Below are 12,997 nucleotides of genomic sequence, written 5' to 3'. Positions count from 1 at the left end.
CCTGTTAGAGAATTTAGCGGAGTTTTAGCAAAAGTTCTTTTTGAGCCGATTCCATCTTCTCTGACCTATTATTTACGACCTGTACATATACCGCGATCTGCTTATCTTCTGAAAAAGATTCGTCAAGTCCTATTTTTAAATTATAAGCGCCTGTTCCATTTAATGGCAAAGAGTACCAATCAGAGACAGGTATCATATTCTGTCTTATCGTCACTGCAATACCAGGCGCCACAAGGTTTCCACCGCGTGGAAGACTTATTTTTGGAACTCTTTCAAGGTTCCCTTCAATATTCGTTATGTTTGTTGATTCATTATTACTTTCGATAAAAATAGTAATATTGGCAACTTTAGATGATTTTATACTGCCCCCGATATAAAATATGCCAGTTAATACAATAATTACCAAAATAATAATAGCAACCATTTTTACAAAAGTATTCATGACCGAATGTTATTCACAGCAGTTATAAACCTTTCTAAATCAAGTGAATGAAAGAAATAGTACACGGATTTTAAAAATAAGAAATGGGAAGGAGATATCTCCTTCGATATGTTATTTACTGACCTGCAGAGTACGTTGTATTCGTTGAAGAATTGACACTGGTCAAATTAATCACATAGTACCCTTCTGGAGATTCACTTACATTCATATTATAACCAATTGATCTCACCCAGGTGATGTTTATCATTATGTGCGTATGGCATGCAACACATGCCTCGTTAGATCCTTTCAATATATCAAAACCGTTATCGCTCTGATTATCATAACTCTGATTGGCAGCATCATAGTAGGGTGCATGTGTCGCGTTAGTGCCTGTTATTTCACTGGTCACGTTCACATGGCATGAAACACACTCTACTTTGACGGCTGCATGTGCCTTTGTATCGCTTGTTACATCCAGCGACTGGCTGCGCAAATCGAAACCGCCTGTGCCGTCCTTACCTGCAGGTATGTTACTGACTTCACCCGTTGTATGGCAGACTTCACATCGTGCTCTACCGCTCTGATCCATAATTGTATAGTGTGGAGCGTTATTACCGGCGTTCGTGAGGGCTTCATCCACAATATCCTGATGACACTTTGCACAGTTAACAGCACTTCCATTATAGAACGTATGCTGCCCTGAGAATAGCGTTAATGTATTCGGCATTGCAAACAGTCCGACTGCCGCCACGGCGACAGTCAGTAAAAATATCCTGCTGTTCATGATTTTCTCTCCTTACCTACCATTTTTTATTTTTTAAATCCAGATATAATCCAACTAAATTATAATTGTGTTTTATAGAGCATATACCTTACTATTCGTTCCTTTGATACATCTGGTATCGGCGCATCTTAAGTTCTAAAAATATTAACTAAGTTACAGTTGCCTACTTAAATCAGTAACTACTAATCAAAGGATATGAAAAAATGGCTGATACCCGTGCTTCTGCTCGTCGTTTCATCGATGTATGTTTCATCAACCATATTCGGGAATCTCAACGATCCGCTCTATTGCGCCGGGTGCCACGCATACGAGTATAAGACCTTTATTTCTCCGCCTGACAATTCGAAAATGCCTTCCCACAAAGAAAATGGTATTAATTGCATAGAGTGCCATTCTGCTGCCGGGGTCCAGTCAAGTCTGGCTACCAGAAAACTGCTTATAGATATCCAGCTCATAAACTACTCTCTTCCATTGCTCAACAAACTTATGTCCTCAGATTTTACTTTGAACGAAAGTGTTAATGCCTCTGATTTTGCGCTCCTGGAAGCCAACTGTACCAAATGTCATAATGTTAAAAAGATAATCTCATTCAAGTTCAACCATTCCAATGCTTCCTCCTGCGACGGCTGCCATCTCATGCATAACAAGAAACCAGTAGAACCCGAGACAAGCTTCTGGAGGCATATGGGCGAAGGGGGACACAAGAACCTGACCTGCGGCAGCTGCCATGGAACAGACCCCACGCGGCTGGGTGATCTTCCCCAGTGTACCAAATGCCATAAACCCCATATAAAAAACGCACAATGGGATAGAAGCATCTGTCTTGGATGCCACAGCGACCCGCATCTTCCTGTCCGGAATGCAGTTTTTAAAGACACTGCTACAAAAGAAATGTGCGCCACCTGCCATTATGATATCTACGATAACCTTACGCTGTATGATAGCAAACACAACCGGAATGTGCCTGCATGTATCAATTGTCATCCGAAACACAAAGAAATAATTTCATGCATGAAATGTCATAATCCTCATGGACCGCCTCATCCCGGCAAAATTAATTGCGGCAGCTGCCACCGCTATGTCGATTTATGCACAGATTGCCATACCAATCCTCATGCCCCACGGAACGGTCTTCCTGCAGTAGCTAATGAAAAACAGCTTGAGGAATACGCAAAGGAGATAAAGCTCAGGAATACGAGTTAATTATATCTCCTCTTAACAGGATTGCTATCCGAATGATCATACGCAGGGGGAGGGAGTATTGTAACACTAACAACTGTTCCAGTATGGCATCCTTCGCATGCCCAGTGCCCTTTTGATATGTGATCGCCGTTTATATTTCCCGGTTCCCGGTCAAAAGCCATAATCGCCCCGTAACGCGAAGACTGGTTGCTTGCCTCGAGGTAAAACGGCTGGTGGACATTCGCCTGGCTCAGATTATGTCCTGCTGCTATGATGTCCGGCGTGGTTTTATTGAAGAGCGCCGGGCTGTTATAGATATTGTTCCTGTTACCATGGCATGTGTCATCGTCGCAACCCCTTACAATTATTCCCGTATGGTCATTTGAACCTGCAAGAGAAGCGTTATGGCATAGCATGCAGATTTCAGCGCCATCTATTACACCGTTATTATTCCTGTCAAGGCTGACATTCCGAACCTGCGACCCACTCTGCCATGTTCTTCCAGATGGATTCCACGTCCATTTTGTTCCATCGTACGCAGTTATAATCCCGCCAGAATAATCTATACCCCCAAGGGAAAGATATGTCGTATAATTTATATTACCAGAAGCTTCCCTGTGTTTTTCATAAACATATCCGCTTGTTTCGATCTCCGCTAAAATATCGGCGTGGCACTTCCCGCACTCTACGCTCATCCCGCTGTAGTACGTGTGCTGGCCTGCGAACAATGCTACTGTCTGGGGCATTGCATAAAGGCTGAGAGCCATGAAAGCCACGTATAATATTATTTTCTTGTTCATCTACGCCTCTCATGAACCATTAAAGTACTGTCTTGCCCTGTCATACACCGGGGCTTTGTTCCCTTTTGGAATAATATAATGTGCGGACTGGTTTATTCCGCTTATAATCACATTTTCATCCTGGTGAATAATTATGTCGCCTGTAGCCACGGAGTAGTTAGTATGGCAGTTGGTGCAGTATATCTGCTTGGTAAGATTATGCGCTAAATTAATATTATAAAGAGAAGATGCATTAGGGTTATAACCATGGCATATGCACCCTGCGTTGCGATGGACGCTTTCATTCACAAAAGATATTTTATCCGGATGGCATTTGATACAGAACTCAGGCGCCGTGGTCTTATTCTCATATATCGCATGTCCGCCTGAGAAAACCGCGTAGGTCTTAAAAGCGGTAACCAGGAACAGTGCCCCGAAAATTATGAATATCAATACTATCCTTTTATCCATTTGATCACCATGATGAATAATTTTTATCAGGGTACGTATGGCAATAATCGCAATCTACAGGTTTATTAATTCCATACGTGGAAACAGCCTTATTATATAAATTCCGGTCGTGGCATATCGTACAGTCCGTAATATCTACAACCGATACCCCTCCTACTTTATAACTATAGGGGTCTCCTGTTATGTTATGCCTTTCCCGCGGGTTGTCCGGGTCCCGGACAGCATGGCAGTCCTCACAGGCTTTTCTTGCACCGATGCTGTTATGCCCTGCGGTATGGCAGCTCCTGCAACTGACATTACCATGAGCGCCTTCATTGAACATGATGGAATTAACGTATCTCGCAGGAGCCGTTGGACTCCCACTGCTGTTCATTACATTATAGGAGAAGTGGCATCCTTTGCAATCCCTGGCTGTAATATTATGTAAAAAGGCATCCATTGTTCCATTATTCAGACCGATGCTGTGGCAGGTCTTACAGGTGGAATCATTGTAATCCGGCGTCAGGTTATGGTAGTAGAAACCGGGCATAGTATTTGGCGCATAAATCCCGTTAGTGATTTCAGGAGGAACAGGCAGGTTAGCGGAAATAAATGCCGATGTCATATTCCCGTAATTCTTTCCGCCGCTTGTATATCCCTGGTAATGGCAGCCTGCGCACCAGTTACTTGTATTTGTAATGCTTGAATTGACTTTATTGTCCCCCCTCCAGCTTTCAGGTCTGCCAAGAGCCGCTGCTTTATGTCTGGTATCATTATGGCAGTAAATACATGCTGTGATCTCCGATGTATTGTCCCAGTATCCCGTTGAGTTCCAGCGCGTCCCGTTGGAGGGATTATCACTGTGATGCAATGGAGACGGTATCTTTGGCGGTATTTTTGACAGGCCCGGATAAAACGCAGTACCCTGGTGGCAGTTAGTGCAATTAACGCCCGTGGAATTGCCTGTACTGTAACTCTCATCCGGCTGGAGATACTTAACAGGATGGATATCCCGGCTGCTGTTGAAATGGCATTCGGTACAATTTATCGTATTATTATGCTTCTCCCTGATGCCGGTAACCATACCTGAGTAATTCGTGCCTCCGCTGCCATTATTGCCATGGCATGACAGGCAGAATGTTGAGTTGGGGAGAGTAAGGGCGGGTTTGGTGAGAGTGGAGTTATGTATCCAGCCGGAATTGTGGCATTGAACGCAGGGCGGATTTGAGCTATTATAACGCATGCTGTGGTTAGAGATGTTACTGTTGTTCAAATCCATCATTGCCACAACGAAAGCCGTGCTGGTATTTTGATGGCAGTAGGCGCAGTCGGTAGCATTCCCCTGCCGAACCTGCGGGTCAAGCGCCCTGCTTTTGCCATAGTGGGAAGGAAATGAAAAGTCAGTACCGTAGTTATCGCCTGTATAATCCACTTTCATCTCGGTCAGGTTGTGGCATACTATACAGGAGGAAGAATTATCTGAGGCATTTAATGCTGCCTTTATACTGGTCCCGTTCAGGAAGTGCTGGCTTACGTTCGGGGCACTGCTGACATTGTTATACGGTTTACCTATGGCGTTGTGGCAGTCATAACACTTGTATGGGTTTGTGAACCTGTCTCCCATGCTAACGCCGGATGGCTGGCTCCCATTGGAATCATGGCATCCCCAGCATTTCTTGTTCTCGGCTGGTATCCCTGTTGAGTTAGTCGCATTCCTGTTCAGGTTGGCATGGATGGCATTGCTTGAGTTCATGGCTGAACTGTTTATCTGGTGGCTTGCAACCTTCCCTATATCATGACAATCTATACAGTTCGGACCCGCAACAATGGTTATATTATGCGGGTCACTCCCATGGCAGGCTGTGCACTGTGCCCCCATATTATGGGTTATGCCTGTATGGCATGTCCTGCATACCGTAGTGTCCAGGGTATAGAGGGATTTTACATCGTGCTCCCGGTTATGGCACAGACCGCAGGGTACCGTCTTGCCGAGGGAATGAGATGTATTTTGAATGGAATCGGGAATGGCTGTGCCATTGAGTATCGAACCCGGTCTCGGATGGCAGGTTGTACAGCTCGGTTTAGTTATCAGGCTGGTCAGATTATTATGGCAATCATTGCATGTCTCGTTCTGGTAATGCCTATCCTGTCCATAGCGTGGAGCAAGAACACTTTCTGTCGTTGTCCTGTCGCCGTGGCAGTTCTCACAGACAAGTGCAGCATTCCCACCGGATGGAGATTTATGGCAACCACTGCATTCGACAGGTTGTCTTGGATATGGATGGCCTGCCCAGCTAGGGGCTTTGAAAGGGTGACATTGCTGGCACTGCTGCGTGGAGGTATACGTTGTTTGAGTGTTGCACAGGTCATCACCACAGTGTACTGTGTTTATATCCGTAGTCTCAAAATGTTCGGGATGAACTGTTGTAGCGTTGAATGTGGAAGGATAGTTGTCTCCTTCACCCATGTGGCAGTTTGCGCATCCCCATCTAAGGACGCTGAATTCTCCGGCGATATTGGGATGATCAGTAATCCTTACAACATATCCGCCTTCATCCAGATAATCAGGCAGTATGAAGCTCCCGGAATAAGGACCTGAACCGCTCAGGTTCGTTCTTCCGATCTCGGCGCCTGTGTTATTATAGATAACAGCTTCCAGTGAGAGACCGTGTACATAGCGTCCGCTAACATTATTCAGGATTGCCGCGGATATATTAACAGTCCTGAAGTTAACAGGCGAACCGGTCCATTCTGGCGGGCTGACCATGTATTCCGAGGGGCTTGTCCATACCCCGGGTTTGAGTGTTAAGAGCAAGCCGGAAGATATCGAATCATTGACCGCATCGAGATACCAGCTCTCAGGCTTATAATAATATGTGGTGTTCGCGGACAGGCCGGATAGTCTTACTATTACATTAAATGTATCATTATCCCAGATGCTCCAGCTCCCGTTTGTCAGGTTATTGACATCAGCTTCATTCAGACCATAATATACCCGGTTATTGCTGGATATATTGGTATCCCAGAAAATAAACGAGCCGCTGGAGGTGGGTACGGAGTTTGTCAGGTTGGAGATAGAAGGAGATGCATAAGGACTTTCGGCTGCATCTACCCCACTGGTATCTGTATTAAAAAAGGGGGTACCGGCAAGAATCAAAAGCAAAACAGTTATGCCTGTAAGAAGACGGGCAGGAAGTTTCTCTCTATCAGATATTATCAGCTGTATTAAATGCAAACCTGTCCTATCCATTCCGACTCCAGCCTATCCCCTTATTACAAGAGTGCTCATTTTCTATCCTAGCTGAATATACTTATAAGTTATATATTCAAGCAAGTTTTAACTACATCGTTATTGTTTATCTATTTAGTGCTTATTTAATAAATGCACAGGAATTATGATGATTGACCCGGTCTCAGGCTGTAGGGGAAAGTAAAAAACAGGTACGCAGAAAGGTATAAATACAGGTACGTAATTAATAAATATTACAATTAAGGGAGGTTAAGTTGTTAAGAGGAAGAGGGAGGGTTATAGCCGTACCCCCGGCGAGCAGTTTTAAGTTACTTATTGAATCAAAAATCGTCAACGATTCCCAGTTTCCTTTACCTGTTGAAAAAGGTGCTGAAATCAATGTTGAAATTGATAATGAAAAGATCATACTGAGAAGAGTGAGTCAGATATAAAACCATAATAGAACAGGAGGTAAAATAAATGGTTGGACTGGAAAGCACATTGGAACAGGCTGAGACTGCTAAGAAAGTCAAAAAACCGGAAGTCGCAGAAGCAGAAAGAGAGAGACAGGATAAGTTCCTGGCGCAATTAAGAGCCCGTAAACCTGTAAAAGTCAAAGCGGCTAAACCAGTAAAGACTAAAGCGAAAGCAAAGCCGAAAAAAGGAAAGAAAATGGCAAGAGCCAGTAAAGGCGAAACGTATTATTGTACGGTTTGCGGCTGTGAAGTCTTATGTACAACTGATAGCGAAAGCCCGATCGTCTGCTGCGATGAAGTAATGTATATTCTTTAATAAAAACCGAGACATCCATCAAAAATGTAATTTAAGATAGCGTTAATGAATTGAAAGGAGGTGAAAAATAATGGTTGGAATAGAAAGCTCGATGGAACTTTCTGAAGCTGCCAAGAAGGTCAAAAAACCAGAGGTTGCAGAAGCCGAGAAAGAGAGGCAGAAGAAGTTCATGGAGCAGCTGAGAAGCCGCTCAGCACCGGTACCTGGAGAGAAATAGTAGCTAAGGTCAGGCTTGAATAAATGCGAGTGTGGAGTTCAATAGACATATGGGAGAGATGTACTTGAATGGGTCAGTGGCTCAATCAGCCTTTGCTTATAGTGTATCTTTCCAATGTCTATTGGTTATTTTTGTTTTAATTCAGAGAACTATTATGGTCAGCAAAAGCTTTAATACAAAAGTGGCTAACATCAAATACAATCATGAAAGAAGGAGGTTGGACCCATGTGCAGCACGTATGTGCCATTCTCATTGATGCCTGAAGACCTCGAACGAATGGCAAAAGAGAGCGGGATGTTCTATTGCATGTCATGCAAGAAAACATTCATGATGAAGAACCCGAACCCTGCATGCCCTCACTGCGGCTCGGATAAGATAAAGCCAAGAGCAAAGTAAGTCAAAATATACCCTGTTCTGGAGTGATAACATCATCTTATTGAGAGGATATTTTTTTCTACAAGACTATTTAAAAAGTTTTTACATTTAAGCTCTACTTCACCATAAGGCAATTTGTACTTTTCTTTGAGCATCTCAATTATTTCCGGTAAATTCAATGTTCCGTTGCTTTTACCAATAATATCCTTAGCAAGATCGGGGACTGTTAATATCCTGTTATTATTAGTGTCAAATAGTACATTTGTCCGTTCCTTTTGCAAATCCCCACTTAAAAAAATCCCTTCCATCATTGCGTGATGTATCAGCGCCCAGTTGAAGTTGAACGTTCCGATAAAAACCCCTTCTTTAAGAATCGGATATATCTCAATATTTTTTAAGGGAGTAATTGCGGGTTTATCAATTGTGTGCTTTTTGTATATTTTTTCAATAAGTTCAGACAGTTCCGGGACTTTCTTCCCGGAACCCTTGTAGTGGGAGATGTACAGGAAAAGATGTTCCCTGTCAAGATTGCTCCATATTGGAAAATCCCGGTACTGGAGCGAGAGTTTATAGTAGAACTCCTGTATCAGTTCATCCGTTTCCTTTTTCGACATACCCTGATTGGTTTCATGCTCGTACCATAGCGACAGGTCTATGTCATCATTTCGGATTATTTTACTGACACCAAATGATGCGGGATTCTCGAATACTTTTGAATGTTTGGTAAGCTGGAAACTGCCGAAGGACATTGAACGGATTATATTCCTGTTTCGCAGGATAAAATCAATAGTCTCCCCTGCTTCATCAGGTGTCTCTGTAGGAAATCCGAATATCAAAAAGAGGTGCGTCCATATACCCGCATCATTGCTGTATTTGCATATTTTCAGGACGTTTTCTTTTTTTATCCCCTTATCCATGCACGCCAGGATCCTGTCACTTGCCGATTCCAGCCCGAAATACAGCATCTTACATCCTGCCTCAGCGATCTTATTACTGAGTTCAGCAGAAAATGCAGGCTCAAACCTTGAATCAGCCAGCCAGGATATATCAAGATCGTGTTCAATTATTTTATCTGATAAAGCGCCGATCAATTTTGGAGATATACCTTCATCCTGGAACGTGAAAAATCCTGTTTTATATTTAGCTTTTAAGTTTTCAAGATCATTATATAACAGTCCGGTATCCCTGGGCCTGTAATTCCCGGAATAACCATAGCTGTGGTCGCAAAACGTACAGCGTCTCCAGTAACATCCTCTCGATGAAAGCACAGGAAGGATGAGCTCGGGCGATAAATACCGGTCAAAAGGTAAACCATCAAAGCATGGTGTCGGTAATGAGTTGATATCTTCCCCTTCCGAATTGATCCTGTTGACCCTGACCTCTGAACCCTTTTTATAGATGAGATTGTGAACCTCTTTTATATCAAGTTCATTATTTAAATGTTTAATTAGACCCACTAAGGCAGTTTCACCCTCATGTACGATCACGCTGTCAAAAACCGAGAACAGCTCATTATTCTGGCGTATCTCATTGATAAGGCGCGTGAAAACGCTGCCACCGATGTTAATATGCACATTCCCGCTGGCTTTTTTAATTAAATTGGCAAGGGTTAATCCCGGGATCAACTGGCTTGTATTGATTATCGAGATGCCTATTAGTCCGGGTTTGTTCTTCATGACCTCCAAAACCGTATTTTTCTTGAAATAATCAATAAAAAGATTTTCTTCTTTATCATTTATGGCAGAAAGCACATCCATGCTTGAGCGGCATGAGTAGCGCATATGATAATCATTAAAAGTCAGGTTCGTAGGATAATAAGCTGATGAAACAAGCTTAAGCCCGAGCTTAAGTATCTTAAAGGCGCTGAAATGTTCTTCGTAATCGTAAAAATCCTCTTTATCTCTCAGGATTTTTTTTGAGTTATCTATCTCTTCAAGGACGTATTCGCCATAAAGTATAGAACTTCCTAATGCATGGTACTGTTTTTGAAGCTCAGGCAGCAATTCTTTTCTGGATTCAAGCTCCTGGAATTTCGAATAAGCCCGCTCGTAGAAAGGAGAAAGCCCCTTTTTACTCAATATCTCGTCATAGAAGGTTACATTGATATCCATCTGCTCCACATCGCAGTTATTGGCTTTCAGGAAGGCGGTAAGCGAAGGAAGGCTTAAATAAGGCTGGGTTGGGATCCACTGGGGAGGGAATATTAGCTTTGTAAACATAGGTGCACCATAAGCTTTATGTAACCTAATAAAGATTTCATACTAAAAAGTGATTTCTATGGCAGATAGTGAACCTAAACAAGTTGGCGATGAATTTATCGAAGATGATGGAACTGTTGTTGATGAGAAAGAGAAAGCGCTTGAAGGTGTATATGATCTTGTTCTACCTCCGGGAGTTCCATACAAAGTAATCATGGAAGCGGTGGAGAAATACAATTTAGAAGTCACCACACGAAAATGTGCGCTTAAAACGATAGATGTAGAATCGGAAAATCTTCTGGTGCTGCGCGGGGAATTAGAGTCCGTGAACAACGCGCATGATTATATATACAAAAAACTGAGTGAGAAGTATAACTACAAAAGACGGTAATAGTCTTTTTTTTATTTAATTTACAGACTCAACTGCAAACTTTATGAGTTTAAGGATATAGTGAGAAGATAGGGGATAATTTTAACCCCCTCTTTCCCTTTAAAACAGCCGCTGCTTGCTAACAGGTCTTGTGAAGCCCGTTCCACCGCATACGGTACACGGGATTCCTTTCATCAAATAACCTCTGCCCTTGCACCACTGGCACTTTTGTGTCATGTCAACTACTTCCACCTTTCCTGAGCCGCCGCAGACGACGCATGTCTGGTCCTGGTGTTTTCCTGTGCCGTCACAGTAACTACATTTTACTTCACCTGGTACCTTCTGCTTTTTTTTAGGTTCTGCTTTTGCTTCTGCCATAATAATCACACCGCTATGAACATTAAACTATGATATATTCTTTTCCATTTAATCTTGTATCCCAAAAAAATAAGAAAAGTAGGCATAAAGCCTACTTAGCGATTTACTTTGCCGGGATAACGAATGCTCTCTCACCGGCGCAGCGGTCCCACTCTCTGAGTGCCGCCTTGCCGAATGCTCCTCTCGGATCCGCGAAGTCAAAGTTGACCAGGTCATCTGCGAAGCAGCTCTTGACCAGCGGGTTCGCACAGAAGGCATCCTTCTTTCCAGCATGTGCTGCGCAAACTACTGAGGAGTATCCACCCTGGTGACCTACGTTCATTGCGTAGTTCGGGTAGTTAGCACCTCTGACCTCTCCAAGGCAGCCCTCATCAGAGCCGAGTGAGAAGACGTTGGTTGCACCGCACTGATCCTGCAGGTCGTATCCGTAGAATCCGAGTCTGCCCCATGCCTCTTTGTGCAGGTACATGCTCAGATACCATGCTGATAGACCGGCATTGCTGTGTCCGGTTGCCATTGCTGTTGCAGTGCCTGCTGCGATTGCGAGCACTGTAGCTCTCTGTGAGCCACCGAAGTGGTCCTCGAGTGTGGTCGGGTACTTCTCGTATGCCTCAATACCGTACAGGGTTACTTCTGTGCCGATATCTTTGACAGTCTCGATGGTTGCCTTTGCGCTTCCTGGCTTGCCGTACTTCTTCTGGCAATAGTCTGCGCCCCAGTACACATAGTCATCCAGGATATCGTTGGTGTATGCTGGTGTTGCATACATTGTGAAACCGACACCGCCTGACATGTAGCCGCCGAGCCAGATCTGGTCATACAGCATGCTTGCTGCGCTTGCCAGCTGTAATACGACGTTGCATGGGTCATCGGGTGTCTTTCTGCTTGTCTGTACGATATCGCACATGTGACCGAAGGACAATCCTCCGGGCTCATTTGGTCCGCGTGCGCGGCGTGCCGGGATCATATCACCCATTTCGACAAGTCCTGCGTGTTTGGCTGTGAATGCAAGTTCACCGACTGCTGCTTCACCGGCGCACATGTGATATGCGCTGATAAAGGTCATACCGACCTGCATTGCCATCCAGCGGCTTGTGCCTGGTCCGTCCTCTGTCCTTGTGACAATGGTCGGGATGTGCACTGCCTGCCAGGAGGTCTTGCCTATTCCTGCCTTGATCTGCTTTGCCTGTGCATCAGGGAATTCGTTGTCGATGTTGATAACGAACTGCTTATCGACTTCATCCTGCAGGGTCTCATCGCCTGTGAATATTTTCACATAGCAGTCATCTACCAGTGCCGGATGGGTCTCGACCATGTGCTCCTGAACAATTGCTGCTCCGGGCATGGCGTGGTTCAAGACTTCGAGATAGTAGTTGATTGTCTCAGGGGTAACTTCCTTGCCCAATCTCTTCTCAAGAGTCTCGTGTGCCAGGTCAAGTCCTACGATGCATGTTCTCCTTATATCGTCCCATTCCTGCTGCATTGCTGCATTGTTGACGAAGTGGAGATCGTCACCGTCGCATACGATATCTGTTCCGGATATTGTGTACGGGGTCAACTGTCTCTGACCCATGGGGATACCGGCAAGGTGAAGTTTTGGATCATATGCCTGTAATCCTCTCTTCTTGGTGATTGCAGCTCCGCACTTTGCCATTTCTACCTTTCTTGGGTTCTGGGTATAGCCCAATCTCAGGTACTTGGTCTTCTTATCGGTTATTTTGCTCTTGGCTGTTGAGCCGACCTTGTTGGAGCCCCATTCCTTTGCGTACTTCGTTTCCATTGCTTTCTTAAATCTTGGTTCTGCCATTTGACTCACCTC

General features: G+C 44.1%; 14 protein-coding genes. 6 read left to right on the top strand and 8 right to left on the bottom strand.

The window, feature by feature from the left end; genetic code table 11:
* Positions 1-13: 13 nt before the first annotated feature.
* Positions 14-442 carry a hypothetical protein gene (locus MNV_RS12165; RefSeq protein ID WP_096206233.1) on the bottom strand — a complete coding sequence of 143 codons (429 nt, stop codon included), beginning with the start codon at positions 440-442 and terminating at the stop codon, positions 14-16.
* 115 nt (positions 443-557) lie between these two features.
* Positions 558-1,208 (bottom strand): hypothetical protein, encoded by a 651-nt coding sequence (locus MNV_RS12160; protein WP_096206232.1) that lies wholly within the window; start codon positions 1,206-1,208, stop codon positions 558-560.
* Positions 1,209-1,403: 195 nt separating this feature from the next.
* On the opposite strand from MNV_RS12160, the gene MNV_RS12155 reads away from it, so the two are divergent.
* A complete protein-coding gene (locus tag MNV_RS12155) occupies positions 1,404-2,411 on the top strand; it encodes a hypothetical protein (protein WP_096206231.1) in 1,008 nt (335 codons plus the stop codon).
* On the opposite strand, the gene MNV_RS12150 is transcribed toward MNV_RS12155, so the two are convergent.
* From MNV_RS12150 to MNV_RS12140, 3 genes are read right to left on the bottom strand one after another with little or no spacing between them, the layout of a single operon-like run.
* Positions 2,408-3,190: a hypothetical protein gene (locus tag MNV_RS12150; RefSeq protein ID WP_096206230.1), complete on the bottom strand. Its 783-nt coding sequence runs from the start codon at positions 3,188-3,190 to the stop codon at positions 2,408-2,410. The genes MNV_RS12155 and MNV_RS12150 overlap by 4 nt on opposite strands.
* A gap of 9 nt (positions 3,191-3,199) precedes the next feature.
* Positions 3,200-3,640: a hypothetical protein gene (locus MNV_RS12145; protein ID WP_096206229.1), complete on the bottom strand. Its 441-nt coding sequence runs from the start codon at positions 3,638-3,640 to the stop codon at positions 3,200-3,202.
* Positions 3,641-3,644: 4 nt separating this feature from the next.
* Positions 3,645-6,869 carry a fibronectin type III domain-containing protein gene (locus MNV_RS12140; RefSeq protein WP_096206228.1) on the bottom strand — a complete coding sequence of 1,075 codons (3,225 nt, stop codon included), beginning with the start codon at positions 6,867-6,869 and terminating at the stop codon, positions 3,645-3,647.
* Between the two features lie 254 nt (positions 6,870-7,123).
* Here MNV_RS12140 and MNV_RS19745 point away from each other — a divergent pair, with 254 nt between their 5' ends.
* The 4 genes from MNV_RS19745 to MNV_RS19070 all read left to right on the top strand — a co-directional run bounded on the left by MNV_RS19745 (position 7,124) and on the right by MNV_RS19070 (position 8,253).
* Positions 7,124-7,300 (top strand): hypothetical protein, encoded by a 177-nt coding sequence (locus tag MNV_RS19745; RefSeq protein ID WP_179293972.1) that lies wholly within the window; start codon positions 7,124-7,126, stop codon positions 7,298-7,300.
* Positions 7,301-7,328: 28 nt separating this feature from the next.
* Complete coding sequence (locus tag MNV_RS20805; RefSeq protein ID WP_096206227.1) at positions 7,329-7,640, top strand: hypothetical protein; 312 nt, start codon at positions 7,329-7,331, stop codon at positions 7,638-7,640.
* A gap of 70 nt (positions 7,641-7,710) precedes the next feature.
* The gene (locus MNV_RS19740; RefSeq protein ID WP_179293971.1) at positions 7,711-7,857 is read left to right on the top strand and encodes a hypothetical protein; all 147 of its coding nucleotides are present in this window, start codon (positions 7,711-7,713) and stop codon (positions 7,855-7,857) included.
* A gap of 225 nt (positions 7,858-8,082) precedes the next feature.
* The gene (locus MNV_RS19070) at positions 8,083-8,253 is read left to right on the top strand and encodes a hydrogenase maturation nickel metallochaperone HypA (protein ID WP_143311761.1); all 171 of its coding nucleotides are present in this window, start codon (positions 8,083-8,085) and stop codon (positions 8,251-8,253) included.
* Positions 8,254-8,285: 32 nt separating this feature from the next.
* Here the strand turns inward: MNV_RS19070 and MNV_RS12130 are convergent, their stop codons facing one another.
* Positions 8,286-10,451 carry a B12-binding domain-containing radical SAM protein gene (locus MNV_RS12130; protein ID WP_096206226.1) on the bottom strand — a complete coding sequence of 722 codons (2,166 nt, stop codon included), beginning with the start codon at positions 10,449-10,451 and terminating at the stop codon, positions 8,286-8,288.
* 58 nt (positions 10,452-10,509) lie between these two features.
* On the opposite strand from MNV_RS12130, the gene MNV_RS12125 reads away from it, so the two are divergent.
* A complete protein-coding gene (locus MNV_RS12125; protein ID WP_096206225.1) occupies positions 10,510-10,821 on the top strand; it encodes a hypothetical protein in 312 nt (103 codons plus the stop codon).
* Positions 10,822-10,920: 99 nt separating this feature from the next.
* Here MNV_RS12125 and MNV_RS12120 read toward each other — a convergent pair whose 3' ends face one another.
* Entirely contained in the window at positions 10,921-11,178 is a 258-nt protein-coding gene (locus MNV_RS12120) for a hypothetical protein (RefSeq protein ID WP_096206224.1), read from the bottom strand.
* A gap of 103 nt (positions 11,179-11,281) precedes the next feature.
* Positions 11,282-12,985, bottom strand: coding sequence for a coenzyme-B sulfoethylthiotransferase subunit alpha (gene mcrA, locus MNV_RS12115; RefSeq protein ID WP_096206223.1), 1,704 nt, complete (start codon positions 12,983-12,985; stop codon positions 11,282-11,284).
* Positions 12,986-12,997: the final 12 nt, after the last annotated feature.

Origin of the sequence: Candidatus Methanoperedens nitratireducens (assembly GCF_900196725.1) — an archaeon.
GTDB classification, from domain to species: Archaea; Halobacteriota; Methanosarcinia; order Methanosarcinales; family Methanoperedenaceae; genus Methanoperedens; species Methanoperedens nitroreducens_A.
Note: the sequence above shows the minus strand (reverse complement) of the source record. Positions and strands in the feature narration are given on the sequence as shown.

What these genes read in the sequence shown, in the direction of transcription:
- MNV_RS12145 (WP_096206229.1), bottom strand. Translation starts at nt 3,640, where the DNA reads ATGGATAAAAGGATAGTATTGATATTCATAATTTTCGGGGCACTGTTC.
- MNV_RS12130 (WP_096206226.1), bottom strand. Translation starts at nt 10,451, where the DNA reads ATGTTTACAAAGCTAATATTCCCTCCCCAGTGGATCCCAACCCAGCCT.
- MNV_RS20805 (WP_096206227.1), top strand. Translation starts at nt 7,329, where the DNA reads ATGGTTGGACTGGAAAGCACATTGGAACAGGCTGAGACTGCTAAGAAA.
- MNV_RS12140 (WP_096206228.1), bottom strand. Translation starts at nt 6,869, where the DNA reads ATGGATAGGACAGGTTTGCATTTAATACAGCTGATAATATCTGATAGA.
- MNV_RS12120 (WP_096206224.1), bottom strand. Translation starts at nt 11,178, where the DNA reads ATGGCAGAAGCAAAAGCAGAACCTAAAAAAAAGCAGAAGGTACCAGGT.
- MNV_RS12125 (WP_096206225.1), top strand. Translation starts at nt 10,510, where the DNA reads ATGGCAGATAGTGAACCTAAACAAGTTGGCGATGAATTTATCGAAGAT.
- mcrA (WP_096206223.1), bottom strand. Translation starts at nt 12,985, where the DNA reads ATGGCAGAACCAAGATTTAAGAAAGCAATGGAAACGAAGTACGCAAAG.
- MNV_RS12155 (WP_096206231.1), top strand. Translation starts at nt 1,404, where the DNA reads ATGAAAAAATGGCTGATACCCGTGCTTCTGCTCGTCGTTTCATCGATG.
- MNV_RS12160 (WP_096206232.1), bottom strand. Translation starts at nt 1,208, where the DNA reads ATGAACAGCAGGATATTTTTACTGACTGTCGCCGTGGCGGCAGTCGGA.
- MNV_RS12165 (WP_096206233.1), bottom strand. Translation starts at nt 442, where the DNA reads ATGAATACTTTTGTAAAAATGGTTGCTATTATTATTTTGGTAATTATT.
- MNV_RS12150 (WP_096206230.1), bottom strand. Translation starts at nt 3,190, where the DNA reads ATGAACAAGAAAATAATATTATACGTGGCTTTCATGGCTCTCAGCCTT.
- MNV_RS19740 (WP_179293971.1), top strand. Translation starts at nt 7,711, where the DNA reads ATGGTTGGAATAGAAAGCTCGATGGAACTTTCTGAAGCTGCCAAGAAG.
- MNV_RS19070 (WP_143311761.1), top strand. Translation starts at nt 8,083, where the DNA reads ATGTGCAGCACGTATGTGCCATTCTCATTGATGCCTGAAGACCTCGAA.